Origin of the sequence: Pseudomonas fluorescens, from assembly GCF_041354075.1 — a bacterium.
GTDB classification, from domain to species: Bacteria; Pseudomonadota; Gammaproteobacteria; order Pseudomonadales; family Pseudomonadaceae; genus Aquipseudomonas; species Aquipseudomonas fluorescens_CE.
Genome location: NZ_JARZGC010000008.1, coordinates 180,017 through 204,329 on the forward strand (window position 1 = coordinate 180,017; position 24,313 = coordinate 204,329).

Annotated in this window: 30 protein-coding genes; all 30 read left to right on the forward strand. The window is 61.2% G+C overall.

The features are described 5' to 3' along the window. Nucleotides 1-23: 23 nt before the first annotated feature. The 30 genes from QIW53_RS13315 to QIW53_RS13460 all read left to right on the forward strand — a co-directional run bounded on the left by QIW53_RS13315 (nt 24) and on the right by QIW53_RS13460 (nt 24,309). The gene (locus tag QIW53_RS13315) at nt 24-248 is read left to right on the forward strand and encodes a helix-turn-helix transcriptional regulator (RefSeq protein WP_371050061.1); all 225 of its coding nucleotides are present in this window, start codon (nt 24-26) and stop codon (nt 246-248) included. Nucleotides 249-577: 329 nt separating this feature from the next. Then, nucleotides 578-1,096 carry a phage regulatory CII family protein gene (locus QIW53_RS13320; RefSeq protein ID WP_371050062.1) on the forward strand — a complete coding sequence of 173 codons (519 nt, stop codon included), beginning with the start codon at nt 578-580 and terminating at the stop codon, nt 1,094-1,096. Next, a complete protein-coding gene (locus QIW53_RS13325; protein ID WP_014339657.1) occupies nt 1,089-1,316 on the forward strand; it encodes a TraR/DksA family transcriptional regulator in 228 nt (75 codons plus the stop codon). The genes QIW53_RS13320 and QIW53_RS13325 overlap by 8 nt, the downstream gene beginning before the upstream one ends. Further along, entirely contained in the window at nt 1,306-3,525 is a 2,220-nt protein-coding gene (locus QIW53_RS13330) for a VapE domain-containing protein (RefSeq protein ID WP_371050063.1), read from the forward strand. Before QIW53_RS13325 ends, QIW53_RS13330 begins: the two co-directional genes overlap by 11 nt. Further along, a complete protein-coding gene (locus QIW53_RS13335) occupies nt 3,518-3,877 on the forward strand; it encodes a PA0613 family protein (protein WP_371050064.1) in 360 nt (119 codons plus the stop codon). Before QIW53_RS13330 ends, QIW53_RS13335 begins: the two co-directional genes overlap by 8 nt. Before the next feature lie 511 nt (nt 3,878-4,388). After that, the gene (locus QIW53_RS13340; RefSeq protein ID WP_371050065.1) at nt 4,389-4,733 is read left to right on the forward strand and encodes a phage holin family protein; all 345 of its coding nucleotides are present in this window, start codon (nt 4,389-4,391) and stop codon (nt 4,731-4,733) included. Between the two features lie 167 nt (nt 4,734-4,900). Further along, entirely contained in the window at nt 4,901-5,503 is a 603-nt protein-coding gene (locus QIW53_RS13345) for a terminase small subunit (RefSeq protein WP_371050066.1), read from the forward strand. Between the two features lie 4 nt (nt 5,504-5,507). Further along, nucleotides 5,508-7,523, forward strand: a complete 2,016-nt coding sequence (locus QIW53_RS13350; protein WP_371050067.1) for a phage terminase large subunit family protein — start codon at nt 5,508-5,510, stop codon at nt 7,521-7,523. Between the two features lies 1 nt (nt 7,524). Then, nucleotides 7,525-7,731, forward strand: coding sequence for a phage head-tail joining protein (locus QIW53_RS13355; protein WP_368559388.1), 207 nt, complete (start codon nt 7,525-7,527; stop codon nt 7,729-7,731). After that, on the forward strand, nt 7,731-9,212 hold the full coding sequence (locus QIW53_RS13360; RefSeq protein WP_371050068.1) for a phage portal protein: 1,482 nt from the start codon (nt 7,731-7,733) through the stop codon (nt 9,210-9,212). The genes QIW53_RS13355 and QIW53_RS13360 overlap by 1 nt, the downstream gene beginning before the upstream one ends. Next, a complete protein-coding gene (locus QIW53_RS13365; RefSeq protein ID WP_371050069.1) occupies nt 9,209-10,357 on the forward strand; it encodes a head maturation protease, ClpP-related in 1,149 nt (382 codons plus the stop codon). Before QIW53_RS13360 ends, QIW53_RS13365 begins: the two co-directional genes overlap by 4 nt. Next, complete coding sequence (locus tag QIW53_RS13370; protein WP_371050070.1) at nt 10,354-10,698, forward strand: head decoration protein; 345 nt, start codon at nt 10,354-10,356, stop codon at nt 10,696-10,698. Before QIW53_RS13365 ends, QIW53_RS13370 begins: the two co-directional genes overlap by 4 nt. A 62-nt stretch (nt 10,699-10,760) precedes the next feature. After that, a complete protein-coding gene (locus QIW53_RS13375; RefSeq protein WP_371050071.1) occupies nt 10,761-11,756 on the forward strand; it encodes a major capsid protein in 996 nt (331 codons plus the stop codon). 2 nt (nt 11,757-11,758) lie between these two features. Continuing rightward, on the forward strand, nt 11,759-12,079 hold the full coding sequence (locus QIW53_RS13380; protein ID WP_371050072.1) for a head-tail joining protein: 321 nt from the start codon (nt 11,759-11,761) through the stop codon (nt 12,077-12,079). Further along, entirely contained in the window at nt 12,076-12,741 is a 666-nt protein-coding gene (locus QIW53_RS13385; protein ID WP_371050073.1) for a hypothetical protein, read from the forward strand. The genes QIW53_RS13380 and QIW53_RS13385 overlap by 4 nt, the downstream gene beginning before the upstream one ends. Beyond that, nucleotides 12,734-13,243 carry a hypothetical protein gene (locus QIW53_RS13390; protein WP_371050074.1) on the forward strand — a complete coding sequence of 170 codons (510 nt, stop codon included), beginning with the start codon at nt 12,734-12,736 and terminating at the stop codon, nt 13,241-13,243. Before QIW53_RS13385 ends, QIW53_RS13390 begins: the two co-directional genes overlap by 8 nt. Beyond that, nucleotides 13,240-13,833: a phage baseplate assembly protein V gene (locus tag QIW53_RS13395; RefSeq protein ID WP_371050075.1), complete on the forward strand. Its 594-nt coding sequence runs from the start codon at nt 13,240-13,242 to the stop codon at nt 13,831-13,833. Before QIW53_RS13390 ends, QIW53_RS13395 begins: the two co-directional genes overlap by 4 nt. A gap of 52 nt (nt 13,834-13,885) precedes the next feature. Further along, the gene (locus tag QIW53_RS13400; protein ID WP_371050076.1) at nt 13,886-14,101 is read left to right on the forward strand and encodes a hypothetical protein; all 216 of its coding nucleotides are present in this window, start codon (nt 13,886-13,888) and stop codon (nt 14,099-14,101) included. A 5-nt stretch (nt 14,102-14,106) separates the two neighbouring features. Next, complete coding sequence (locus QIW53_RS13405) at nt 14,107-14,433, forward strand: GPW/gp25 family protein (protein WP_371050077.1); 327 nt, start codon at nt 14,107-14,109, stop codon at nt 14,431-14,433. Beyond that, the gene (locus QIW53_RS13410) at nt 14,430-15,320 is read left to right on the forward strand and encodes a baseplate assembly protein (RefSeq protein WP_371050078.1); all 891 of its coding nucleotides are present in this window, start codon (nt 14,430-14,432) and stop codon (nt 15,318-15,320) included. The genes QIW53_RS13405 and QIW53_RS13410 overlap by 4 nt, the downstream gene beginning before the upstream one ends. After that, the gene (locus QIW53_RS13415; protein ID WP_371050079.1) at nt 15,317-15,925 is read left to right on the forward strand and encodes a phage tail protein I; all 609 of its coding nucleotides are present in this window, start codon (nt 15,317-15,319) and stop codon (nt 15,923-15,925) included. The genes QIW53_RS13410 and QIW53_RS13415 overlap by 4 nt, the downstream gene beginning before the upstream one ends. Beyond that, a complete protein-coding gene (locus QIW53_RS13420) occupies nt 15,918-17,501 on the forward strand; it encodes a phage tail protein (RefSeq protein ID WP_371050080.1) in 1,584 nt (527 codons plus the stop codon). The genes QIW53_RS13415 and QIW53_RS13420 overlap by 8 nt, the downstream gene beginning before the upstream one ends. 11 nt (nt 17,502-17,512) lie before the next feature. Next, nucleotides 17,513-17,938, forward strand: coding sequence for a phage tail assembly chaperone (locus tag QIW53_RS13425; RefSeq protein ID WP_371050081.1), 426 nt, complete (start codon nt 17,513-17,515; stop codon nt 17,936-17,938). A 50-nt stretch (nt 17,939-17,988) separates the two neighbouring features. After that, on the forward strand, nt 17,989-18,615 hold the full coding sequence (locus tag QIW53_RS13430) for a DUF7338 family protein (RefSeq protein WP_371050082.1): 627 nt from the start codon (nt 17,989-17,991) through the stop codon (nt 18,613-18,615). An 85-nt stretch (nt 18,616-18,700) separates the two neighbouring features. Then, nucleotides 18,701-19,870, forward strand: a complete 1,170-nt coding sequence (locus QIW53_RS13435; RefSeq protein WP_371050083.1) for a phage tail sheath subtilisin-like domain-containing protein — start codon at nt 18,701-18,703, stop codon at nt 19,868-19,870. A gap of 11 nt (nt 19,871-19,881) precedes the next feature. Continuing rightward, complete coding sequence (locus tag QIW53_RS13440) at nt 19,882-20,385, forward strand: phage major tail tube protein (protein WP_371050084.1); 504 nt, start codon at nt 19,882-19,884, stop codon at nt 20,383-20,385. 12 nt (nt 20,386-20,397) lie between these two features. Then, the gene (locus QIW53_RS13445) at nt 20,398-20,709 is read left to right on the forward strand and encodes a phage tail assembly protein (RefSeq protein WP_371050085.1); all 312 of its coding nucleotides are present in this window, start codon (nt 20,398-20,400) and stop codon (nt 20,707-20,709) included. A gap of 146 nt (nt 20,710-20,855) precedes the next feature. Then, nucleotides 20,856-23,270 carry a phage tail tape measure protein gene (locus QIW53_RS13450; RefSeq protein WP_371050086.1) on the forward strand — a complete coding sequence of 805 codons (2,415 nt, stop codon included), beginning with the start codon at nt 20,856-20,858 and terminating at the stop codon, nt 23,268-23,270. Between the two features lie 12 nt (nt 23,271-23,282). Further along, a complete protein-coding gene (locus QIW53_RS13455; protein WP_371050087.1) occupies nt 23,283-24,128 on the forward strand; it encodes a phage tail protein in 846 nt (281 codons plus the stop codon). Next, entirely contained in the window at nt 24,103-24,309 is a 207-nt protein-coding gene (locus QIW53_RS13460; protein ID WP_371050088.1) for a tail protein X, read from the forward strand. The genes QIW53_RS13455 and QIW53_RS13460 overlap by 26 nt, the downstream gene beginning before the upstream one ends. The last annotated feature ends 4 nt before the right edge of the window (nt 24,310-24,313 follow it).

Genomic DNA, 24,313 nt, shown 5'->3' on the forward strand with positions numbered 1-24,313 from the left:
CCCTGACTAGAGGAGTCAATTCCATGAATAAAATTGCTCGCCTCAGGAAAGAGGCACAAATAAAGCAAAGAGATCTGGGGCAGGTCCTGGGTTGGACGCAGGCTCGTTTGAGTAACTACGAGTCGGGTCATCGGATGCCCGGATTGAGTGATTGTCGCGCCATAACGGCTGCGCTGAATCGACTCGGGGCTACCTGCACGCTCGATGATGTGTTTCCTCCGGAGCCTGTCCTGGCACGCGCAGCTTAGAAAAAAGGCGACCCAAAGGTCGCCCAGTTCCTCCCGACACGCACCACCACAGCGCTGTCAGGTCGCCATAAAAGGTAGGTGGGCACACCACATGCAAACCACCTCTCTTTATCGCGCTTTCCCAAGGCTCGGAAGCCTTGGTGTTGCTGCCTTTTCCACCACAGATTGGGCAGCTGTTGCGCCAGGGGTGAGCAACGGATTGCTCGCCTCGGCACGGTGCCGGTATCGATCCCTAAGATCTAGCCGGCGTTTGGGCCCTTTCAAGCCACGCGGCAAATGTATCACCACTGCATGTCGCGCGGCACTGGCAACTTTCAAGGATTAATGCCATGAGCCGAATCGCTCTGAGTTGCGTCGAACGAGCACAGCGAGAAGTCCTGCCGCTCGATCTGGCGCTTTACCATGCCGCACGGGATTACCCAGGCGGCGCCGCTGCAATCGCCGCCACCACCGGCCGAAACTCCACCACGCTGCAGCACAAGCTGTCCCCCACGCACCCTAGCCACTCGGTGAATATCCAAGAGTTTGGCGAGATCCTCGAACTGACTAAGGACAGGCGCATCCTGGATGCGGTGCATGCCTTGGTCGGCGATACGATCTGGCACGAACTGTCTGAGGTGTACACCACTGACATGCCGGAAACCCTGACTATCGGTCTCGCCGAGTATTTTCGGCAGGTGGCTGATCTGGCTGATACCTGGGCCAAGAGCATTGGCGATGGTGTGGTTAGCGACCACGAGCTGGCCGCGATCCGCCTGCAGGTGTTTCGAGGTATCCAAGGGCTGCTGGGCTTGTTCAACCGCGCAAAGTACGTCAACCACACAACGCGGGGTGACGGCCGTGGCTGACATTGCTGATTTCGCCAATGATCTTGTGCAGGAGCGCATCGATCAGGCGCTTGCTGCTCGCAGTGCGTTCAAGCCAGCGTTGCCTGGGCATTCGTTGTTGTTCTGTGAAAGCTGTGACGATCCGATCCCCGAGGCACGGCGACTGGCCCAGCAGGGCTGCACGCAGTGTGTGAACTGTCAGTCAATTGATGAGATGCGGGAGGCTCGTCATGCTCGATGACGTGCTGAATCAATTTGCAGACTTCGGTCTGGAGCCCGCGCAGCCGTTGATTTACGGCAAGCTGACTCGATGCAAGACCGTGCTGGATAAGGGCAAAGAGAAAAACGGCTGGTACGTTCTACACGAGCACCACACCGAGAAGGGCGAAACCCTGATCTTCGGTGCGTTCGGCGATTGGCGTACAGGGGAAACGCACAAGATCAAGATAAAGCCCGGCCGGATGACTCCTGAAGAGCGTGAAGTCATGCGCGCTCGTCAAGAGGAAGCCAAGCGCAAGGCCGCGGAGAAGGCTGCCAACGCTGCCCGTCGAGCGGCTAACCGTGCCGCGGGTTTGTTCAAGCGTATGCCCGAGAAAGGTCGCAGCGCTTACCTGGATCGAAAGCAGATTGTAGGCCTCGGTGTTCGTTATGCCCCGCGCTCCGGCGCGGTTTTGGTGCCCATGCAAAACGCTCGGGACCAGATCGTCGGGTTACAAGTGATATTTCCCGAGAAGCAAGAGGACACTGGCCGCGACAAGTCTTACTGGCCCTATGGGATGGCGAAGGAAGGCGCCTTCCACCTCATTGGTCCGCACCCTGAGCCAGGCGAGCCAGTGCTGGTGTGTGAGGGCTACGCCACTGGCGCAAGCCTGCATATGGCGACCTCGTTGACGGTCGCCATTGCCTTTGATGCGGGCAACCTCATGATGGTCTCCAAGGTAATGCGCGAGCGGTTCCCGGGGCGTCCACTAATCATCTGCCGGGATGATGACTGGAAAACCAAGCGTCCGAATGGCGAGCCCTGGAATCCAGGTGAAGAGAAGGCCAACAACGCGGCTACCGTTGTGGGTGGTCAGGTCGTTGGCCCGATCTTTTCGGTTGAACGAGAAGATAAGTGGACCGACTTCAACGACCTGCACTGTGCCGAAGGTTTGGAGGCGGTGCGTCGGCAGGTGCTGGCGGTGGTCAAGCCTCCTGCAGCGGGTGGCTGGAAAGACTGGTTGGCCCGGACCGAAAACGGCATGTTGATCGCCCACATGCAAAACGTAGAGCTGATCCTGAGCAACGATGAGCGCTGGGCCGGTGTGATTGGATTCAGCGCTTTCAGCTCAAAAATCGTCAAGTTGCGTGCTGCCCCGTACGGCGGTGGCGTCGGTGATTGGGCTGACATTGACGACATGCTGGTGATGAAGTGGCTTGCCCAGCAATACAACTTGCGGGTCAAGGCCAGCAGCGTGATCGAGGCGGTGAGTGTGGTCGCGCATGACAACGCCTTCCATCCGGTGCGCAACTACCTCAATGGCCTGGATTGGGACCGGGTGCCGCGGCTGGGTACCTGGTTGACGGACATCATGGGTGTTGCCCCTTCGGACTACAGCTCGAAGGTCGGTAAGCGCTGGATGATCTCGGCGATCGGCCGGGTGATGCAACCGGGCTGCAAGGCTGACTCGGTGATGATCCTCGAAGGCGCGCAGGGCGCTGGTAAATCCACTGCTATGTCGGTGTTGGGTGGTGACTGGTTTATGGATACCCCCTTTGCCCTGGGCGATAAGGATGGTTTTCAGGCAATTCGTGGCAAGTGGATCGTTGAGCTGGGGGAACTGGACAGTTTCAACAAAGCTGAGTCCACCAAGGCGAAGCAGTTCTTTTCGGCCTCTACCGATACCTACCGCGAAAGCTATGGCCGCAGAACGATGGACGTGCCACGCCAGTGTGTTTTCGTGGGTACGACGAACCAGGACGAATACTTGAAGGACGCCACCGGCAACCGGCGTTATTGGCCGGTCGCGTGTACCAAGGTGGAGCTGGACAAGCTGCGCGAGATCCGCGACCAGCTGTGGGCCGAGGCGATGTTTTGCTATCAGTCCGGCGATATCTGGTGGGTCAACCGGGAGGAGGCACCGCTGTTCGCTGAGGCCCAGGAAGAACGCTTTGTGGTGGATGAGTGGGAAGGCCCGATTTTGGCTTGGCTCGAGGAGTCTCAAATTGGCGAGACCGCGACCGGCACCGACATTCTGCTGGGGGCTTTGAAACTGGACTTCGGTCACTGGGGCAAACCGGAACAGATGCGGGTCGGGGCGATCATGCACCGGTTGGGTTGGCGCAAGGTCCGGCAACCAGCTCTGCGCAAAAGCGGCATCAGACCTTGGGCTTACAAGAAGCCGGAGAACTGGGGCAGGGGAACGAACCTGGAACAGCAGGCGGTCGAGGAGCCATGTTTCGATGATTAAGGAGATCGATGCGCGGCTGCGTAAATGGGCCGAGGATCTGCATTGCGGCCTGAGTGCCGGCGGGCTCGCCGGTGGGAACATGGTCGCCATGATGATGGAGAGTAATGGGCAATTGATTCGAGGCCGACGTGCGTTCCGTGCGCCATTGGAGGGTTCGCTTGATATCGAGCTGATTGTGACCAAGCATCTGGAACCAGCGCATGAGCAAATCGTGCGTGAACACTACTGTAACCAAGACTCCGACATGCGCCTGAAGTACGCCCATTGCGGCTGCGGGCGCGACACCTACTACCAACGTCTGCATGACGCGCACCTATGCATCTATTGGCTGCTGATGGGGATCGCTGCTTGATCCTGCTTGCGTCCGTGGCTGTCCTACCGGCTCGCCTTGTCCCACTGCTGTTTGATGCAGTTGGACAAGCGCGGGCCACGTTGTTCTTGGGCTGTCCTACTGTCCAGCCTTCCCGCACGTCCCGCCCATGTGTGAGCGTAGCGGGAACGTATACGCGCCCATGGCGCGCACGCGTGCTCTTAGCTTTTTCTCTTTACGTGAGAGAAGAGGAAATAAGGTAGGACAGCGGGGCAGGCCCCGAATCTAGGCGCCTGTAGCTGACCCACTTCGATCTAAGGTAGTGGGACAGGCAGGACAGCGCCGCAGAAGCTGGAAGCCGAAATAAAGATATTCGCCGACATTGCCTAGGCGTTCACCAGACATTCACCGGCTGGCATTAAAACAGGCTTGCTGCCACCGGAATCGACCTGTAAAAAGTACCCATCTTCGATAGGTGCGACCGCAGAGAGCGGCACGCACCACACACCAAACCCGGCCCTTGCGCCGGGTTTTTGCGTTCATGGGGTAGGTGATGACGAACGAGCAGCAAGCGCTGGCAGAGATGCCGATCTGGTTAGTGGTCCTCCTGGCTCTAGTCGGCGGGGTGTCGGGGGAGATGTGGCGCGCCGACAAGGATGGCGCGCGGGGCTGGGCTCTACTGCGGCGGCTTGCGCTTCGGTCGGGGGCCTGCATTGTCTGCGGGGTGTCGGCGATGATGCTGATGATCGCCGCGGGCATGTCGATCTGGACGGCGGGCGCCTTGGGCTGTCTCACGGCGATGGCCGGTGCGGACGTAGCCATCGGGTTGTACGAACGCTGGGCCGCTAAGCGGCTGGGTGTCTGCGAGGTCCCGCCAACCGGGGGCGAGCAGGGATGATGCACCGATCCGGGGCACCGAAAACCGCCGGGGACCCTGGCGGTACTCGGTGGGTACGGGGTCGGAAACCCGCGGGAAAGTGTTAGCGGCAGGGTTGCCAGCTTACTGAAATTCAATCCATTGAAATTGAAAGGTTTCCATTGAAAAGCCGTTGAAAAGGAGGGCTTATGACAGAACCACTTTTCCTGTCTAAAAGCGCCTTCGCGGCTCGGATCGGCAGGGCACCCAGTTACATCACCTGGCTGAAAAACAACAACCGCTTGGTACTGACACCTGACGGAAAGCAGGTCGATGTAATGGCCAGCGAAGCGTTGATTCGCGATACCGCAGACCCCAGCAAGGCCGCCATTGCTGATCGCCATCACCAAGACCGGCTGCAGCGTGATGTCTACAGCCAACTATCCAGTCATGTCGAGCCGACCTCATCAGCTGCGCCACCGCCTGCAGTTATCCCGACAGGACAACTGCCCGACTTCCAGAAAGCTCGGGCACTGCGCGAACACAACCTTGCACAGCTCGCCGAGATCGAGTTGCACAAGGCCAAGGGCTCGCTAGTTGCCCGGGTGGCGGTTCAAACCGGCGCTTACAACGCAGGCCGCATGCTGCGCGATCAACTTCTCGGCATGCCCCCGCAACTCGCTCCCGAATTGGCGTCCATGACGGATCCCTGGGAAATCGAAAAGCACCTAACGGCGGCGATTCGCCGCTCGCTGGAAGATGCTGAGCGCATGTCTTCAGCGGACCTTGAACACGCATTGACCCCGAGTTAAGCCTATGCCCACGGAATATTCTGACGGTGCAGAGGTGTACCGCGAGGCGTATTTCCGTGGGCTACGGCCCGACCCGGATGTCTGGATTGATCAGTGGGCCGACGAATACATGCGGATCCCGCGTGACACCGGCGCTGCCGAGCCCGGCAAATACCGCACCGCGCGCACGCCTTATGCCCGCGAGCCGATGCGTTGTCTGTCGCCGGCTCATCCCTGCAAGCGCGTGGTCACCATGGTGGCCTCGCAATTGATGAAAACGCAGATCGCGTTGAACTGGATCGGCGGCCTTATCCACATGGCACCGTCCAACATCCTGACGCTATTGCCAAGCCTCGGCCTGGCCAAGCGTGTTTCCTCGCGTATCAGCAAGACGATCAAGGCAACACCTGCATTGCGTGAGCGTGTGGCGTCCAGCCGATCGCGAGACTCGCGCAACACCATGGACACCAAGGAGTTCGAGGGCGGGTCGTTGTACGTCACTACTGCCGGCTCGGCGGCCAACCTGGCCGAGCTGTCGGCGCGCTACGTCTACGGCGACGAGATCGATCGTTGGGAGGTCGACATCGGTGAAGAGGGTGATCCGATCGAGCTGGCGGAAACCCGAGGCAGTACCTTCGGCCGCAACGCGAAGTTCTACTTTTCCAGCTCGCCGACGATCAAGGGAGCATCACGGATCAACGATCTGTTCGAGGGTAGCGACCAGCGTTACTACTATGTCCCGTGCCCGAGCTGCGGCCACATGCAGACCCTGGAGTGGGAGCGCCTGCACTACTCGAAAGACTACAGCGTCGTGCATTACCAGTGCGCTGGCCCAGACTGTGACGTCCTGATCGAGGAGTACCACAAGGGCGAGATGCTCGCCCAGGGCGAATGGCGTGCCCATGCGGAGGGCGATGGCGAAACGATTGGCTTTCACCTCAACGCGCTCTATTCGCCGCTCGGCTGGATGGACTGGAAGTCACTGGCCAAGCAGTTTGAGAAGGCAAAAAAAGCCCAGGCGAAGGGCGATCTTGAACCGATGCAGGTGTTCTATAACACCCGTCTTGCCAAAGTGTGGGACGCGGCTCAAGAGCAAACCAAAGCCGATGTACTGCGGCAGCGGGCACGGCTCGAAGACTTCACCCTCGGCTCACTGTCGGCTGCTGTGTTGATGATCACAGGCTCAGTCGACGTCCAGGCAAATCGCCTGGAATTCATGGCGATGGGGTGGGGTGTCGGCATGGAACGGTGGGTGGTCGACTACCAGGTGGTTGCGGGTGACCCTGCAGACGAACGTACGTGGGCGGCCTTGGACGAGTTGCTCAAGGCCAAATATCGCCACCCCTGCGGTGTTGGCTTGGGCATTCTCGCGGTCGCCGTCGACTCCGGTGGTCACCACACCGATGAGGTCTACCAGTTCTGCCGCGTTCGCCGCTGGCGCAACGTGTTCGCCATCAAGGGCGCAAGCAAACCCGGCAAGCCGGTCATTGCTCAACGCCCGTCGATGGTCGATGTGACTTGGAAGGGGCAGACCGAACGCAACGGGGCCGAGTTGTGGTTCGTCGGTACCGACACCGCGAAAGATTGGATCTACAACCGGTACACGTTCGAGGCGGGACCAGGTGCACTGCACTTCGCCAACGACCTGCCGGATGACTTCTTCGACCAGTGCGTCGCGGAGCGCAAGGTCGCGCGCTACATTCGCGGTCACAAGCGCATCGAATGGGTCAAAGGCAAGGCCGAGCGCAACGAAGCACTCGACTTGATGGTGTACTGCCTGGCCATGGCGCATTACCTGGGCCTCAACCGTTACAAGGAACACGACTGGGAGCGCGTGCGGCAATCGCTGGCACAGTCGGGCCTTTTCGACGAGGGCGTAGGCATCAAACCTGTCCAGGGCGAGCGCGTCACCGCTCCCGCAACACCAGCTGCTGCACCGCAATCGGCCCCGCAACACACAGTTGCTGTCGTGCAACCGCGACCCGCAGCACTGCCACCTCAACGCCGCAGCTCCGCCAGCGGTTACCTGAAGAGACGCTGATATGTCATTTACCCAGAAGCACCTCGACGCGGTTGAGGCGGCCATCGCACGCGGTGAAAAAGTCGTGCGCTACACCGACCGCACCGTGGAGTACCGCACTGTCGATGAACTGCTCAAGGCTCGCGAAGAAATTCGCACGTCCCTGAGCAGTGCCGCCGGGCCGCGCTCACGGGCGGTTCGTCTGTACCACGGAGGCAAAGGACTGTAATGGCTCGCTATCCGACGCTGACCCGCAACGGATTCGTATTGCCGTCGAACATCAAGGCCAGTTACGAAGGCGCCGGAGAGGGCCGTCGTTCCACTGGCTGGGATGCTCCCGACAACGGGATCAACAGCATCAACACACCGGCGCTGCGCAATCTGCGCTCGCGTTCTCGAGCAGCGGTGCGCAACGATCCGTATGCGTACAACGTGATCGACAAGCGTGTCAGCAACCTGATCGGAACCGGCATCACACCGAGGCCCAAGACCGACGACGAAGCGCTGCGCAAGTTCCTGCAGGAACTCTGGGACGACTGGGTCGATGAATCGGACGCCGATGAGCGTACAGACTTCAATGGCCAGCAGGCGCTGGTGGCCCGCACGGTGGAAACCTCCGGCGAATGCTTTGTGCGGCTGCGCCCGCGCAGCCTGGACGAAGGGCTGGCTGTTCCGCTGCAGCTGCAAATCCTGGCGCCGGAGTTCGTGCCGCACGACAAGTATGAGTCCACCAAAAACGGCAACGTGATTCGCGCCGGCATTGAGTTCACGCCGGGCGGCAAGCGGGTGGCGTACTGGATGTACTTGTCACATCCGCGCGATGCCTCGTCGCTAAACGCCGGTTACAACCAACTGGTCAGGGTGCCGGCCACGCAGGTGCTGCACATTTTCGAACCGGTGGAACCAGGCCAACTGCGCGGCGTACCCCGACTGTCGCCGGTGCTGAAGCGCCTGCGCAGTCTGGACAACTACGATGATGCGGTGCTGTTCCGCCAGGAAGTGGCCAACCTCTTCGCCGGCTTCATCAGCCGTCCGGCTCCTGACTCCGGGCCCATGCCGCGAGATCCAGTCACCGGCCAACCGCTGAACTTTGATCGAGATGGATTCACGCCGATGGTGGCGTTGGAGCCCGGCACCATGCAGGAGCTGGGGCCAGGTGAAGAGGTTGAGTTCTCCAAGCCTCCCGATGCGGGTAACAACTATCCGGACTTCATGCGACAGCAGCTGATGGCCGCTGCTGCCGGGACGGGTACACCTTACGAGATCCTCACCGGCGACATGCGTGAGGTCAACGACCGGGCGCTGCGGGTGGTGCTCAACGAGTTTCGCCGCCGGCTGGAGCAATTGCAGTTCAGCGTTTACGTGCACCAGCTCTGCCGCCCGGTGCGTGCTGCGTGGATGGACATGGCGGTGCTGGCGGGTGCGCTGGTGCTGGTCGACTACGCCCAGCGCCGCCGGGAATACCTGCGCACGCGCTGGGTGCCACAAGGCTGGGCCTACATCCAGCCAGTGCAAGACGTACAAGCCCGGAGGATGGAAGTGCAGGCGGGCTTCGCCTCGCGCAGCGAAATGGTCCTGCGCACTGGTTATGACGCGGAAACGGTCGATGCGGAAAACGCCGCCGACTTGGCCCGGGCCACCACCCTTGGCCTCAATTACAGCACTCTCGATGCGGTCGTCCTCAACGACGACACCAAGGAGCAACCATGAGCAAGAACAAGCGCCCGCGCATTTACAACCGCGCCGGCAAACAGGTGCCGGTGAAGGACAAAACCTGGTACGCGGTGCACGCCAGCGGCGAAGCTGCCGAGCGCGTGATCGAAGTCTTCGTTTACGGCGAGATCGGCACCTGGGGCATCACGGCCAATCAGTTCGTGCAGGATCTGCGTGCGATGGACGATGGTGTCTCACCGGTCATCGCGGCGTTTAACAGCATCGGCGGCGACCTGTTCGATGGCCTGGCCATGCACAACGCGCTGTCACGGTTGGGCGAACGCTGCACCGGTCGGATTGATGCATTGGCCGCCAGTGCGGCGAGTGTGGCGGTGTGCGGTGCTCACCGCGTGGTGATCGCTTCCAACGCCATGTTGATGATTCACAACCCCTGGACCTATGCGGCCGGGGATGCTGAAGACTTCCGCAAGGTAGCCGATGTGCTCGACCAGACCATGGAAGCGATTATCGCGGCCTACAAGGCCAAGGCGCCGGACATTGATGAGGTCGAGTTGCGGAGACTGGTTGCCGCTGAAACCTGGCTCACCGCCAACGAGGCGGTGGCCTTGGGCCTGGCGGATGAGATCGGCGACGGCGTCACTGTCAAAGCCTGCCTCGGCCAGGGCGCCGTACTGCAGCGTTACCAGCACGCACCGGCCGAGTTGCTGGCTCAGCTGGACGAACCGCCCGAGCCCGATCCGGATTTGGATTTGGAACCGACAGACCCGCCGCAGACGCCACCGGTGGTCGACGCCACCAAGCTGGCATTGATGATCACCCAACGCTGCGCCGAAGCTGGGATCAGCAACCTGGTCACGCCGCTGCTGAGTTCTACCCAGCTTGAAAACGAATCGATCGTCGAGGCCGGTTTGGTTCGGGCAAAAGCCATCAACGATCTCTGTGTCGCAGCGCGCCTGCCCGAGTTCAGCGCTGAGTTTGTATCTGCTGGCCTGGACGCTGCAGCAGTGCGGGCCCGTCTGTTCGACAAGATTGTTGGCAGTGGCAGGGGGTTCGAAATCGATAACAGCTTACCCCTCGACGACGACCCCGCACCGAAAGTGCAAGCCAAGAAAATCGATCAACCCTCAATCTGGTCGGCGCGCCAGTCGGCGCACACCGGCAAATCAGGAGCCAGAAAATGACTATTCAACGAGAGCCGATGCACGCAGGTGAGTTCCTTCTGTCCGAAGGTGCCGGCAACATTTCCCGCGAAGCCATCAACGTGGCTGCTGGCCCCGCACTCGAGCCGGGCCAGGTACTCGGCTTGGTCAGCCTGACCGGCGAGTTTGCCCCGTACAACCCGACTGCCGAAGACGGTAGCGAGAATGCTGTAGCGATCCTCTACGGACCACTGGGCGAGTCGGATGTGGTCCGTCGTGGCCGCGCCGTCGTGCGCCTGGCTGAGGTCAGTGAGGCACATCTGACCGGGCTGGACCCTGCCGCCGAAAAAGCGCTGGCGACTCACTTCCTGATGGTCCGTTAAGACGAACACCCCTGATTACCGAACCCGCAAATGCGGGTTTTTTGCATTCTGGAGATTGCTTCATGGCTGACATTGAAATTTTTAACGATGACGCGTTTTCGGTCTCTTCGCTGACCGCCGCCATCAACGAACAGGAATACCTTCCGGGCCGCATCAGCAGCCTTGGCTTGTTTCAGGAAGAGGGCATCACCACCCTGACCGTGCAGATCGAGAAGGACGGCGACACCCTCGCGTTGGTGCCGGCCGGTGAGCGCGGTACGTCCGGTCTGGTGGTCGCCGGCAGCAAACGTAACTTGATCCCGTTCAACACCGTGCACCTGCCTCAACGATTCGCCATCAAGGCCGACGAGATCCAAGGCATCCGTGCGTTCGGTACGCGTTCTGAGTTGCAGGCCGTGCAGGATGTGGTCAACAAACGCCTGGCCAAAGCGCGGCGGCAGCTGGATGCCACCCACGAGTTCCAGCGCATGGGCGCGCTGAACGGCCAGATCTTGGACGCGGACGGCTCCACGGTGTTGCTGGATATCTACAAAACCTTTGGCGTAAATCGCAAAAAAATGTCCATGGGGCTCAACAGTGCCGACACTGAGCTTCGCGTCAAATGCGGTGAAGCGTTGGACATTCAGGAGGACGCGCTGGGCAGTGTCACCAGCACCGGCTCGCGCGCGCTGTGCGGCAAAAACTTCTGGAATAAGCTGATCGTCCACAAGTCGGTCAAGGAAACCTACCTCAATAGCCAGCAGGCAGCAGCCTTGCGTGGCGATTCTCGTGAAAGCTTCGATTTCGGCGGCATCGTGTGGGAGCGCTATCGCGGCAAAATCGCCGGCGTGACCTTCGTTCATGATGACAAGGCGCTGCTCATCCCTGAAGGCGTACCGGACTTGTACATCTCGGTGTTTGCACCGGCCGACTACATGGAAACGGTCAACACCGAGGGCGTGCCGTACTACAGCAAAATCGAACCGCTGCCCTTCAACAAGGGCATGGCTGGTGAAGCGCAGTCCAACCCGCTGCACCTGTGCACCCGTCCACTGGCGCAGATCCTGCTGGAGCTCTGACCATGGGCTTTCGCGATCTGATCGCCGAGGTGGATGCGGTGGTGTTCGAGACCCTGGGTGACACCGCACGGATCGAGGGTCGCAAGGAGCCGGTGCTTGGCATGTTCTCGGCGCCCTGGCTGCAACCGAAGATCGGCAAGCTCAACACCGGTTTGCGCGAGCCTCGTTTCGAGATTCGCGTCAGCGACTCCCGCGGTCTGGAGCAGGGCCTGCTCGTTACCATTGAACTGCCGGAACTGGACGGTGGCGGGGAATATGACCTTCTGCAACTGGAGCCGAGCGGTGACGGTCTGGTCGCCTTGATCTTGAGGATGCGCGCATGAGTGTCGGCAGCTACTTCAAATCATCGGCTGGTGGAGGAACGCTCACCATCCAGTCATCGGCGGCCGATCTCAAGGCGTTCGAAGACTTCGCCAAGCTGGTGCCGAAAGCCGCCGCTGCTGCCCAGCGTCGTGCGATCAACAAGACGCTGGGCTGGCTGCGAACCCATATCGCCCGGGCTGTCGGTCGTCAGGAGCGAATCGCTGTTGCGGCAGTCCGCCAGCGTCTGCGGGCATACCCGGTTTCCGGTCGCGCTGCGAGCGGTAAGTTGTGGTTCGGTCTTAATCCCATTGAGTCCAGCCGCATTGGTCGCGCGAGACAGTCCAGCAATGGTGTGTCGGTGGCCGGGCGGCGTTACCAGGGTGCTTTCCTCAAACAGGTCTACGGCAACAAACCTGACATCTGGATTCGTACCGCGAGCAAGCATTTCAGCGCGGACGATTACCCCGACAGCACCGTGTCAGGTGCTGGTGGGGCCAGTTCGGGTTGGGTCGCGGAAAACGGCAATCGCTTTCCGCTGGCCAAGGCCAAGGTTTCGCTGGAACACGCGCGACCGCACTTCGACACCTGGACCCATCGTGCACACGCACGTTTGCTGGAGATCCTGCAGCAAGAGTTCAACTTTGAATTGCAGAAGTACCTCAAGGGGACGGCCAATGTCTGAAGAGCCTTTTAGCCTTGACCAGCTCTACCGGGCGATTGAGCAGCATTTGCAGAGCAATCTGCCAGGCATCAAAGCAGTGGCGACGTGGCCGAATATCAAGGACCGGATTGCATTGCCGGTAGTCTTCCTTGAGATGGCTGAAATTGAGCCAGGTCCGGACGTTGGCACCGGTGAGACCACGTTGGTTTGCCGATTCGAAGCGCGGATCATCGTTGATCCCATTAAGCCGCAACACTGTCAACAGGCCGCGCACTTGGCGGCGCAGCTGGCCGTGCTGTTGCGCATGCAGACCTGGGGTTTGCCGGTTGAGCCTGCTGAGTTCACCCAGGCCATGCAGGACTGGACCAAACCAGAACTGGATGGCTACACCGTCTGGCTGGTTGAGTGGACGCAGCAGCTCTACCTGGGTGCCGAGGAATGGCCATGGCCAGACGAGCCGCCGGGCACGCTGGTCATTGACGTCGAGCCGGGCGATGGTCCGATTCAACCGGAGGACTTATGAGCTACCCCAGTGCTGAGCATGATCGGATGATTGCCGCCATGCTGATGCCGTGCGCGGTGGTCGGCGTGGATCTGGCGACGGCCATGGTGCGGGTGTCCAACGGTGAATGGACCAGTGCCTGGGTGCGTTGGCATAGCCTGGCCGCCGGCAAGGCCCGGCACTGGCGGGCGCCGAGCATTGGTGAGCAGGGTGTGTTGTTCAACCCCAGCGGTCAGGCAGGCATGGGCACCTTCGTTCCTGGGCTGTACGGCAATGCCGGCGCGCAGCCGGATAACCGTGATCACGTCGAGGCCTGGCGCTTCGACGATGGCGGCTCGTTGGTCTATGACTGGCAGGCCAAGACCTACACCATTACCTTGCCCAGTGGCCAGGTGATCACCAGGGTGGGATCGACCGAATCGGTTACCACCGATAACTCGGTCACGGTGACCACCACCAACGTCACGCTGATTGCCGACGTAGAAATTCAAGGCGCATTGCGCGTAACGGAAGGTGTCGAGGTCGGCGGTGCGTTGCACTCGGTTGGGAACATCAGCACGGACGGTGCGGTCATTGATGCCAAGGGCAACAGCAACCACCACACGCATTAATCGATCCCATAACGGCCCGCCCTGTGCGGGCTTTTTCATGCCTGGAGAAATCATGGCCAAACCTACCGAGTTGCCGGTCGACGATATCGCGCCGGCCCGCGATTTGCTGCTGACATTCCGCGACAAGGTCTTCACCTCGCGCACGCTGATTATCCCAAACACCGATCGCACGATGGCGGTGGCCAAGGGGCGTATCGAGGTGTCGGCGTCCGATGAGCAGGCGCTGAGCTACCTGAAAACCCATAAAGAGTTCGAACCCCTGGAGTGACGTAGATGATCGGAATGGATCGCCACACCGGCCAACCCATTTCCGGCATTGAGCATCTGCGCCAGTCCATGGCCGACGTATTGAGTACGCCGCTCGGTAGTCGCCGGCACCGTCCGGAATACGGCAGCAAGGTGCGCGCCTATGTCGACATGCCGGTAAACGAAGGCTGGAAAAGCTCGGTTCAGGCCGAGGCGGTTCGCGCGCTACTGCGTTGGGAGCCGCGCTTGAAACTTGAACGGGTCCGTGTGCTGGCGGTGCTGGGCGGCAAGATCGATTTGAGCATTGCCGGCGAATACCTCGGCGACGGTTTTGTGGTGGAGGTAAGCGTATGAGTACGGTCGTTGATCTGTCGGCGTTGCCGGCGCCGGATGTGCTGGAGCCGTTGGATTTTGAAGACACCTACCAAGAGGGGTTAGGCACCTTTCGCAGTTATATGGGCGACAACTGGACCGCGGTGCTTGAGAGTGATCCGGTGGTCAAGCTGCTGGAGGTAGGGGCCTATAACAAAGTCTGTAACCGGGCTCGGGTCAACGATGCCGCCAAGGCGCTGTTGCTGGCCCATGCCATTGGCAGTGACCTCGATCACCTCGGGGCCAACGTCAACTTGCCGCGCCTGGTGGTCCAAGCCGAGAACCTTTCGGTGGTGCCGCCGCTGGCTAAGGTCATGGAGCAGGACGACCCCTATCGCGAGCGCATTCAGTTGGCTTATGAAGGGTTGACCACGGCCGGCCCGCGAAACAGCTACATCATGCATTCGCGCAACGCTTCGGCGCTGGTTGCCGACGCCACGGCGGAAAGCCCCCAGCCGTGTTACGTCACTGTCACGGTGCTGAGTTCCGAGGGCAAGGGCGAGGCCAGTCCAGAGCTGCTGGCTACTGTCGAGACGGCCCTGAATGACGAGGACGTCAGGCCCGTGGGTGATCGGGTAACGGTCCAGGGCGCGGAAATCATCGACTACCGCATTGATGCGGTTCTGCACATGACCGGCGCCGGCCCCGAGGTGGACGCCAGCCTGGCCGAGGCCATTCGGCGCCTGGCGGCCTGGATCAATCCGCGTAAGCGCCTGGGCGTCGAGGTGGCTCGCTCGGCCGTGGACGCGCAATTACACGTTCCTGGGGTTTCTCGGGTTGAGCTGACCGATTGGGTCGACCTGGCCCCGACCAAGGCGCAGGCGGCTTACTGCGAGGGTTACACCGTCGTACTGGCGGGGTCAACATGAGTAGCCTGCTGCCGAGCAATAGCACGCAACTGGAGCGTGCCCTGGAAGCGGCCTTGTACGAGCGCACCATTGTGCCGTTGCGCACCTTGTACAACGCCGACAACTGCCCGGTGCATTTGCTGCCGCACCTGGCGTGGGCCTGGTCGGTCGATCGCTGGGATTATCGGTGGTCGGAGGCGACCAAGCGGGCGGCCATCAAGGCGTCGTATTACATCCACAAGCACAAAGGCACCATCGGCGCCCTGCGCCGGGTGGTCGAGCCGCTGGGCTACCTGATCGAAATCATCGAATGGTTCAAGGCGGTGCCAGAAGGCGAGCCGGGCACCTTTGCGCTCAAGGTTGGGGTGCTCGACACCGGTATCACCGAAGAGATGTATCAGGAGCTGGAACGCCTGATCGATGACGCCAAGCCCGTCACCCGCAAGCTGACGGGGTTGGCGATCAGCCTCGAAACTCAAGGCCATTTGAATATCGCCGCTTGCCTATACGAAGGCGACGAAATCGACGTGTATCCGCCGGTGATGCGTGACATCGAAGTCACGGGCCGCTTTGCCGTGATCGGTCGCGAACACTCCATAGACACCCTGGACGTTTACCATGATTGATGCGAACTCGCAGTTTTTCGCCATCCTGACCAATGTCGGGCTGGCCAAGCAGGCGAATGCCGACGCGCTCGGCATTCCCTGGAAGATCACTCAAATGGGTGTGGGTGATGCCAACATGACCGACCCCATCCCCAAACCCGAACAAACCCAGCTGATCAACGAATGGCGTCGCCGGCCGTTGAATCAACTCAAGGTCGACCAGGCCGATCCGGCGATCATCATCGCTGAGCAGATTATTCCGGCTGACGAGGGCGGGCACTGGATTCGTGAAATCGGTCTGTACGACGACGCCGGCGACCTGGTGGCGGTGGCCAACTGCGCGCCGAGCTATAAGCCGCTGCTGGCGCAAGGCTCTGGCCGCACGCAAGTGGTGCGGATGAATTTCATCGTCAACAACTCGGCCAATGTCGCGCTCAAGATTGACCCGGCGGTGGTGCTGGCCTCGCGTAGCTACGTTGATGCGGCCATTCTGGAGGTGTTGCCGGCGAACAAGCAGGCCGGCGAATACACCCGCGTCAAGGTCAACAACCGCGGCGTGGTGGTGTCGGGCGATAACCCGAACACCCTGGCCGGGATGGGCATCACCAACAGCTACACAAAGTCCGAAGTCGAATCGATGATTGCCCAGGCCTCGGCGCTGCCGGTCGGCACCATGGTGGCGTTTCCGGTGAACAGCGTGCCGCCCGGCTTTCTGGAGGTCGACGGCAGCGTTAAAAGCATTGCCGCCTATCCGGATCTGGCGGCGTTCCTGGGTACGGCGTTCAACACGGGCGGCGAGGGGGCTGGTAACTTCCGGCTGCCGGAATCGCGGGGCGAGTTCCTGCGCGGCTGGGATCATGGGCGTGGCGTCGATGCTGGTCGTGCGATTGGCAGTTGGCAAAAAGGTACGGTTGTTGCTGCTGATGCGGGTCCTACCAACGCCGTGTGTGGCCTGCGTGTCCCCGTTAACGGCCTCACTCCTGCTCAGTTGCAACCGTATGCTGGTCAAGATGCTTTGAATGCAGCGGATTATCCCAACGTGCTGCTGCATTCGTATCAGACGACCAACACGGCGGCGTTGCCGGGTGATCAGGAGTGGTTCGCTGGCGTGGCTCGCCCGCGCAACCTCGCCGTAATGTGGTGCATCAAGGCCTGGAATGCGCCGATCAATCAGGGAAACATCGACATTGCCGCCCTGGCGGCCCTGGCGGCGCAAGCCACGGAAAACAATCAGGGCACCGCCAAGGTTTCCACGCAGGCGCAGACCGATGCGGGTGTGGATGATTCCACGATGATCACCCCGAAAAAACTGCGGTGGGGGATTCAGTTTCTAGCGGCCGCCAATGGTTATCTGATTCTTCCCAGTTGGCTGGGCGGTTTTATCTTTCAGTGGGGCAGCAAATCGCTGACGGCCAATACACAGGGCACTATTACATTCCCAATTCCTTTTGTTGTGACTGCGCTGACCTTTCAGATTCAAACGGCGGCGGCCAGTTCGCCAATCGGGGCGGTGGGCGCTGGCGGCTCAACGCTCACCAGCTGTACCGCGCTGGCAAATATCAACTGCAATGCTTCGTGGCTTGCCATTGGCAAATAAGGGTGGGGTGAATGAAGTACGCAACATTTGATGACAATGGGGTATTGCTCCATCGCCTTATCGCTGGAGTTCACAGCATTCCCAGCGATGCTATCCCGGTCGATGAGGCGCTGTGGTTTCGTTTGATTCAAGAGGAAGACGGTATTTGGAAGGTCGACGAGGGTGTCATTTCAAAACATCCGTTGATTGAAGTGGCTCCCGATTTGGCGGGCCAGGAACGCGGGTGGCGCGATAGCGAGCTACAGGGGGTTATGTGGCTGCGCGATCGTCACCGCGACCAGTTGGATATTGCGGTCGACACCACGCTTTCCGACGATCAGTTCAAGGCGCTGCTGGTGTACATGCAAGCGCTGCGCGACTGGCCCCAGTCGCCAGACTTCCCCGACAGCCAGCATCGGCCGATCGCGCCGGACTGGATCGCCGAGCAAACCGAATAAACGCCCCGCGCTGACGGGGCGTTTTCTTTTCTGATATCCGAGGTTGACCTATGACGTTGCATGTCCTGCGCGCTGCTTTGCAGTGGGCGCTATTCCTGCCGCTGCGTGTGTTTCTGATCCTGTTGGGCTTTCTGGTGGTTCCGGTGGCGCTGCCGTTCCGGGCATATGAAGGATCTTCGATTCCATTCACCCAGGCACCGGGTAGCTGGAGGCTGACCAAGCTTCCGGCATGGGCCTGGCTGTGGTCGAACGATCGCGACGGCGCCCTGGGCGATAAGCGTGGCTGGTGGCACCTGAATGCGCCCTTCGGCCTGGGCGCCTATCACTGGTTCTCCCAGCTCTGGTGGTTGGCCATCCGCAACCCGGCCAACAACATGCGCTTTCATCCCTGGTTCAGTTGCCCGCTGACCGAGTGCGATTTCCGCTATTGGGGAGACGAGAGTGTCGAGGATCGCCCAGGTGAAGGCGGGCGCCGGCTGTTGCTGGCCACGCACAAGATCAGCGGCCGGCGTTACTACGGTTTTTATGGGGTGTGGCAGTGGTCGGCCACGCGTGCCCTGGTGATTCAGTTGGGCTTCAAGCCCGAGCCTAGCGACTGGGCCGAGGACTACAGCAGCGACCCGACCGCGCAGTGGAAAGGCCTGACGTTTGAGGTCAATCCCTGGAAATCCATTTAACCCCGCTGCGCCGTTACGCGTAACGCAAGCACCCCCTCACAGCCTCGCATATGCGGGGCTTTTTCGTTTCTGGAGACTGACCCTTATGAGCGGTTTTTTTCACGGCGTCACCACGACGCTGATCGACACCGGCGCGCGCACCATCTCGCTGCCGTCGTCCTCGATCATTGGCTTGTGCGACACCTTCACCCCGGGCGGTCCTGCCGGCGGCACCGCCAAGGCGGGCGACCTGGTGTTGCTCACGTCCGAGCGCGAAGCCATTGCCGCGTTCGGTGCTGACTCGGCGATCACCAAGGCCGCCCAGGCCATCTACGTGCGCGCCAAGGCGGTGATTGTTGCGGTGGGGGTGGCCAAGCTGGAGGACCCGGCGCTACAGACCTCGGCGATCATTGGCGGCGTTTTGGCCTCGGGTCAGCGTACCGGCCTTCAGGCGCTGCTCGATGGCAAGAGCAAACACAACGCCCAGCCCAAACTCATCATCGCGCCTAAGCACTCCGCCACCCAGGCGGTCGCGACGGCCATGGATGCGCTGGCCGCCAAGTTGCGCGCGATCGCCATCATCGACGGCCCTAACACCACCGACGAGGCGGCGTTGGCCTACGCCGAGGAATTCGGCAGCAAACGCCTGTACCTGGTCGATCCCGGGGTGAAGTATTGGGACACTGCCACCAGTGCTACGGTCGACGCGCCGGGCTCGGCCTGGGCGGCCGGCATGTTTGCCTGGACCGATGCAACCTACGGTTATTGGGCGTCGCCGTCCAACAAGGAGCTGGTCGGCATCACCGGCACGTCGCGCCCGATCGAATACCTCGACGGTGACGACACCTGCCGGGCCAACCTGCTCAATAACGCCAATATCACCACGATCATTCGTGACGGCGGGTATCGCCTGTGGGGTAACCGCACGCTGTCCAGCGACGCGAAATGGTCTTTTGTCACCCGCGTGCGCACCTGCGACATCCTGATGGATGCGATCCAGGCCGGGCACAAGTGGGCGGTCGATCGCTCGATCACCAAGACCTACGTGAAGGACGTCACCGAGGGCCTGCAGGCGTTCATGCGTGACCAGAAGAATGCCGGTGCGGTGATCAATTTCGAGGTCTACGCGGACACCGAAATGAACACGGCCAGCCAAATCGAGCAGGGAAAAATTTACTGGCGCATTCGCTTCACCGACGTGCCGCCGGCGGAAAACCCGAATTTCCTCATTGAAGTCACCAACGAGTGGCTGACCGAAGTTCTCGAAACAGCCTAAGGGGCCAATCCATGATTCCAGAAGTATTGTCCAACTGCGCCGCGTTCATCGACGGCGTAAGTTTTGCCGGCGAAGTACCGACCCTGACGCTGCCCAAGCTGACCAAGAAAACCGACGACTATCAGGGCGGCGGCATGTCCGCCCCGATCGAAATGGGCATGGGCCTGGAAAAGCTCGAGGCGGCATTTACCACCAACGGCGTGCGCCGTGAGTCGCTGAAGTATTTCGGCCTGGCCGATCAGACCGCGTGCAATGCGGTGTTCCGTGCGGCCTACAAGGGCCTCAAGGGCGCCGTGAAGGCGGTCACCGTAACCCTGCGCGGCGCGGTGAAAGAGGTCGATATGGGCGACTGGAAGGCCGGCGACAAGGCCGAAATCAAGCACGCCATGTCGGTCACTTACTACAAGCTCGAAATCGACGGTCGCGTGATGTACGAGATCGATCCCCTCAACATGATCCAGGTAATCGACGGCGTCGACCAACTGGCCGCTGAGCGCACGGCCCTGGGCCTTTAAGGAAATTTGCACATGACCCAAATCAACCTCAACAAGCCCTTGCCGAGCTGGCTGGTGCTCACGGACGACGGCGTTACTGTAACGCTGGCCTACAAGGCCAATATCGGCGGCGTGGTGGTCGACAAGCTGACCATGCGCGCGCCCAGCGTGAAGGACATGGAAGCCGCGAAGGCAGCCAGCGGCGGCGAGCTGGACAAGCTGGAAAAGAGCCTGTTTTGCAGCTTGCTCATGGCCAGCGATGCGGAGCTGACCGCCTTGAAGATCAAAGACTACAACCGCCTGTCGGCCGGTTATTTTCGCCTGGTTGAAGACGACGACCTGTAACGAAACCACCCTGAAGGTGCTGGCTCGACGCTTGGCCAAAGAGACGGGTTTCTCGGCGGCCGAGATCAAGGCCATGCCTTTCTCGGAAATGGTGTGGTGGCTCACGGATTGAGCCGCCTGTTTTCCTCGACGTATAGGGCACGCACATGGCGAATAAACTCGCGCTCGGCCTGGTCATTGGCGGGGCGGTCAGCTCCACGGTGGGCAGCGCGTTTAAGGATGTCACCAGTCGCATCAAGAAGCTGGAGGCCGAAGGCCAGAAAGCCCGGGTCTTGCAAAAGACCATCGGCGAGACCGTGCGCCTGCAAGATGAATGGCGCAAGGCGCACTTGGCGGGCGAGAAGGGCGCAGGCGCGTTGCTCAAGCAGCTTGAGGGCAACCTGAGCAGCTTGAAAAAGCAGGGCGTGGAAGTGCGCAACCTGGCCAAGGCATACAACACCATGGGCCAAGCCGCGGCCAAGGCTGAGCTGAAAGCCAAGGGTCACCAACAAATTGACGAAGGCCGGCAGAAGCTCAAAAGCAGCGTCGGCCAGGCGGTGGCGGCCACGGCCGCGATGGCCATCCCGACCAAGGTCAGCGCCGACTATGGCGCGATCATTCGTGACATCGCGATCAAATCCAACATTGCCAACCAGCCCGAAGAGGGCGACATGTCGCGGCGGATCATCGACACGTCGCGTGAGACGGGCATGGCACGCAATCAGGTGGCCGAGGTGGTCAACGCCCTGGTGGGTGCCGGCATGGAGCTGGACAAGGCCCTGGCGTATGCGCCGACCGCGGCCAAATTCGCCATCGGCCAGGGTTCGGACGGCGGCGAAACGGCGCGCATGATCAATGCCCTGGGGCAGAACGCCAAGATCACCGACCCGGCCGAGATGCAAAAAGCCCTGGAGGCCATCGCTTACCAAGGTCAGGCGGGCAGCTTTGAAGCGGCCGATATGGCGCGCTGGTTCCCTGAGCTGCTGGCGGGCATGGGCAAGCTGGGCATCACTGGGATGGACTCGGTGACGCAACTGGGCGCCATGCTGCAAGTGCAAATGAAGACCGCCGGCGGCGCCGATGAGGCGGCCAACAACCTCAAGAACTGGATGGAGAAAATCGGCTCGGGTGACACGGTCAAGGCCTACAAGGATGCCGGCATTGACTATCAAGCGTCGATGAACACCGGCCTGCAGAACGGCAAGTCAACGTTGGAATCCAGCTTTGAGTTGGCGCAAAAGTACATCGCGGCCACCGATCCGAAGAAGGCCGCGGCCATGGCGGAAGCCACGGCGAAGATCAGTAAGGAGCAGGACCCGGAAAAAGCCAAGGCCATGATTGCGTCCCTGGAGCAGGCTTTGCGCACCGGCGACCTGTTCGCCGATATGCAGGTGAAGGGCGCGCTGACGGCGTTCATGCAGAACAAGGACCTGTACGCCAAGCTTAAATCGGAGTCGGCCAGTGCCACCGGGATCTTGGACAAGAACCTGGAAGAGCGCCGGCAATCGTCGGCGCAGAAGTGGGCCGAAATGGCGCAGGGCACCGATGAGGCCATGCGCGCTATCGGCGATGCGTTCCGGCCAGTCACCGACGCGGTGGCGGATGGCTTGACCTATGTTACCCAGGGCCTGAGCAAATTGTCCGATGAATCGCCGCGCGTGGTGTCCGGCATCGGTGCGGCCGTGGCCGCGGTGATCGGGTTTCAGGCGGCCATGAGCAGCTTCAAGATTGCCAAGGGGCTGCTGAACATCGGCCGCGGTTCGCTGCTGGGCAATCCGAACATTCCGCAAAAGGTAATCGTGACCAACATGGGCGCCCTGGGCGGCGCTGGCGGTCCGGATGCGGGCGCCCTGGGTGGCGATGGCAAGAAAGGCAAAGGTGGGGCCAGGGGTGGCGGTCGTGGGTTGGGCGTGGGCTCGGCGGTCAAGGGTGCGGCGGTGTTCGCGGTGGCCGAGGCTGGGTTTAAGGCCTATGACACCTACCAGAACGCCGAAACCCGGGACGAAAAGGCGCAGGGTTACGGCGAGGCCGCGGGCGGCCTGGCGGGCACGCTGGCCGGTGCGGCAGCCGGTGCCGCGATCGGCTCGGTGGTGCCGGTGATTGGTACGGTGGTCGGCGGCATTGTCGGCGGCATTCTCGGCAACCTGGGCGGCGATGCCCTGGGTGGTTTTCTCGGAAAGTCGATGTTTGGCACCGATCCCGCGCTTAAACAGATGCCGGCCGCCGGCCCGCTGATGATGACCAATGCCGGGCAGAACATCGCGCCGGTGATGGGCGGTATCGCCCAGTCCTTCGCCAAGCCTGCCGGCACTCAGCCGGGTGATGCGGCCCGCGCCATGTTGATGCCACCACCCGGCGCTGATGCGGCGGCGCTGCTGGCCAAGCCGCCGGCGGAAAAGGCCGAAGGGGTCAAGGTCGATTCCAAGGTGGATATCCAGGCGCCTTTTAGCTTGGTGGTGAACGGCGATGTCAAAGACGGTGCTCAGCTCTTTGAGCAAATTCGCCCGCACCTTGAGCAGCATCAGCGGGCGATGGCCCAGCAACTGGAAAGCCGCAAGCTGTACGACGCGCCACACGTTTAATAGGGGGGGCTTATGCCTGCATTGGATCAGTTGCAATCGGGGCTCAAGTACCTGGCTTCAGCGGGCGAAACCGGCCGGCGTAGCATGGACGGCATGCTGGGGCCGGTGAATGGCGCGATCGGCGAAATCACCGGCGCCGCGTCGGAGCTGGAGGGTGTGCCCTTTGTCGGGCCGGCGCTGGGCGCCAAGTTACAGCGGGTCATGCGCGGGGTGAATGCCGCTCAGGCCAAGGTCGGCCAGGTGGTGGCCATGTACGGCACGGCCACCCGCGCGGTGTCGCAAATCGACGAACGCCTGGGGGTGCTCAAGGAGCAGGCGAGCCGGGCGGCCACGGCGATCAATAAGGTCGCCGGCAACGTCAATCCGGCGCTGGCCAACATCATGCCGACCGGGGCCTTTGCCACGGATCAGACGCCGGCGCCGGAGGCGGTCAAGCCGTTTCCGCACCTGCTGATCATCCAGCCGCAAGACCCCAAGGCCTCGCCGTATTTCTTCAACCTCGACACGGCGGCCTTTAACGAGCTGCGTCGCTCGACCGCATTCCGCTGGGCATCCCAGGAGCGCTTATCACGCCGGCCCGCCCAGCAAGGGGTCGGTATGGGCGACGAGAAAATCACCCTCAAGGGCGCGATTTTCCCGGGCTTCAAGGGCGGTCTAAAGCAGCTCGATACGCTGCGTCGGATCGGTGGCCAGTTGCAGCCGCTGACCTTGACCACCGGTTATGGCGAGGTGCTGGGCACCTGGTGCCTGGCGTCCATCGAAGAAGAGCAAAGCGCCCTCATGCAGGGCGGTATCCCACGCAAACAAGGGTTCACACTGGAGTTTGTCCGCTATGGCGACGACATGCAGAACGTCTGACGGGGATCTGCTCGACACCATTTGCCATAACTACTATGGCCATCTGGTCGGCAGCGTGGAGGCGGTATTGGGGGCCAATCAGGGGCTGGCCGATGAGGTCCAACCCTTTCGCGCCGGGGTGCTGATCGTGCTGCCGGATCTGCCGGAACCGATCGAAGAGCAAGTGACCTTGTGGAATTGATCCT

Coding starts and splice junctions, on each gene's coding strand:
- QIW53_RS13315 (WP_371050061.1), top strand. CDS start 24: ATGAATAAAATTGCTCGCCTCAGGAAAGAGGCACAAATAAAGCAAAGA.
- QIW53_RS13320 (WP_371050062.1), top strand. CDS start 578: ATGAGCCGAATCGCTCTGAGTTGCGTCGAACGAGCACAGCGAGAAGTC.
- QIW53_RS13330 (WP_371050063.1), top strand. CDS start 1,306: ATGCTCGATGACGTGCTGAATCAATTTGCAGACTTCGGTCTGGAGCCC.
- QIW53_RS13335 (WP_371050064.1), top strand. CDS start 3,518: ATGATTAAGGAGATCGATGCGCGGCTGCGTAAATGGGCCGAGGATCTG.
- QIW53_RS13340 (WP_371050065.1), top strand. CDS start 4,389: ATGACGAACGAGCAGCAAGCGCTGGCAGAGATGCCGATCTGGTTAGTG.
- QIW53_RS13345 (WP_371050066.1), top strand. CDS start 4,901: ATGACAGAACCACTTTTCCTGTCTAAAAGCGCCTTCGCGGCTCGGATC.
- QIW53_RS13350 (WP_371050067.1), top strand. CDS start 5,508: ATGCCCACGGAATATTCTGACGGTGCAGAGGTGTACCGCGAGGCGTAT.
- QIW53_RS13355 (WP_368559388.1), top strand. CDS start 7,525: ATGTCATTTACCCAGAAGCACCTCGACGCGGTTGAGGCGGCCATCGCA.
- QIW53_RS13360 (WP_371050068.1), top strand. CDS start 7,731: ATGGCTCGCTATCCGACGCTGACCCGCAACGGATTCGTATTGCCGTCG.
- QIW53_RS13365 (WP_371050069.1), top strand. CDS start 9,209: ATGAGCAAGAACAAGCGCCCGCGCATTTACAACCGCGCCGGCAAACAG.
- QIW53_RS13370 (WP_371050070.1), top strand. CDS start 10,354: ATGACTATTCAACGAGAGCCGATGCACGCAGGTGAGTTCCTTCTGTCC.
- QIW53_RS13375 (WP_371050071.1), top strand. CDS start 10,761: ATGGCTGACATTGAAATTTTTAACGATGACGCGTTTTCGGTCTCTTCG.
- QIW53_RS13380 (WP_371050072.1), top strand. CDS start 11,759: ATGGGCTTTCGCGATCTGATCGCCGAGGTGGATGCGGTGGTGTTCGAG.
- QIW53_RS13385 (WP_371050073.1), top strand. CDS start 12,076: ATGAGTGTCGGCAGCTACTTCAAATCATCGGCTGGTGGAGGAACGCTC.
- QIW53_RS13390 (WP_371050074.1), top strand. CDS start 12,734: ATGTCTGAAGAGCCTTTTAGCCTTGACCAGCTCTACCGGGCGATTGAG.
- QIW53_RS13395 (WP_371050075.1), top strand. CDS start 13,240: ATGAGCTACCCCAGTGCTGAGCATGATCGGATGATTGCCGCCATGCTG.
- QIW53_RS13400 (WP_371050076.1), top strand. CDS start 13,886: ATGGCCAAACCTACCGAGTTGCCGGTCGACGATATCGCGCCGGCCCGC.
- QIW53_RS13405 (WP_371050077.1), top strand. CDS start 14,107: ATGATCGGAATGGATCGCCACACCGGCCAACCCATTTCCGGCATTGAG.
- QIW53_RS13410 (WP_371050078.1), top strand. CDS start 14,430: ATGAGTACGGTCGTTGATCTGTCGGCGTTGCCGGCGCCGGATGTGCTG.
- QIW53_RS13415 (WP_371050079.1), top strand. CDS start 15,317: ATGAGTAGCCTGCTGCCGAGCAATAGCACGCAACTGGAGCGTGCCCTG.
- QIW53_RS13420 (WP_371050080.1), top strand. CDS start 15,918: ATGATTGATGCGAACTCGCAGTTTTTCGCCATCCTGACCAATGTCGGG.
- QIW53_RS13425 (WP_371050081.1), top strand. CDS start 17,513: ATGAAGTACGCAACATTTGATGACAATGGGGTATTGCTCCATCGCCTT.
- QIW53_RS13430 (WP_371050082.1), top strand. CDS start 17,989: ATGACGTTGCATGTCCTGCGCGCTGCTTTGCAGTGGGCGCTATTCCTG.
- QIW53_RS13435 (WP_371050083.1), top strand. CDS start 18,701: ATGAGCGGTTTTTTTCACGGCGTCACCACGACGCTGATCGACACCGGC.
- QIW53_RS13440 (WP_371050084.1), top strand. CDS start 19,882: ATGATTCCAGAAGTATTGTCCAACTGCGCCGCGTTCATCGACGGCGTA.
- QIW53_RS13445 (WP_371050085.1), top strand. CDS start 20,398: ATGACCCAAATCAACCTCAACAAGCCCTTGCCGAGCTGGCTGGTGCTC.
- QIW53_RS13450 (WP_371050086.1), top strand. CDS start 20,856: ATGGCGAATAAACTCGCGCTCGGCCTGGTCATTGGCGGGGCGGTCAGC.
- QIW53_RS13455 (WP_371050087.1), top strand. CDS start 23,283: ATGCCTGCATTGGATCAGTTGCAATCGGGGCTCAAGTACCTGGCTTCA.
- QIW53_RS13460 (WP_371050088.1), top strand. CDS start 24,103: ATGGCGACGACATGCAGAACGTCTGACGGGGATCTGCTCGACACCATT.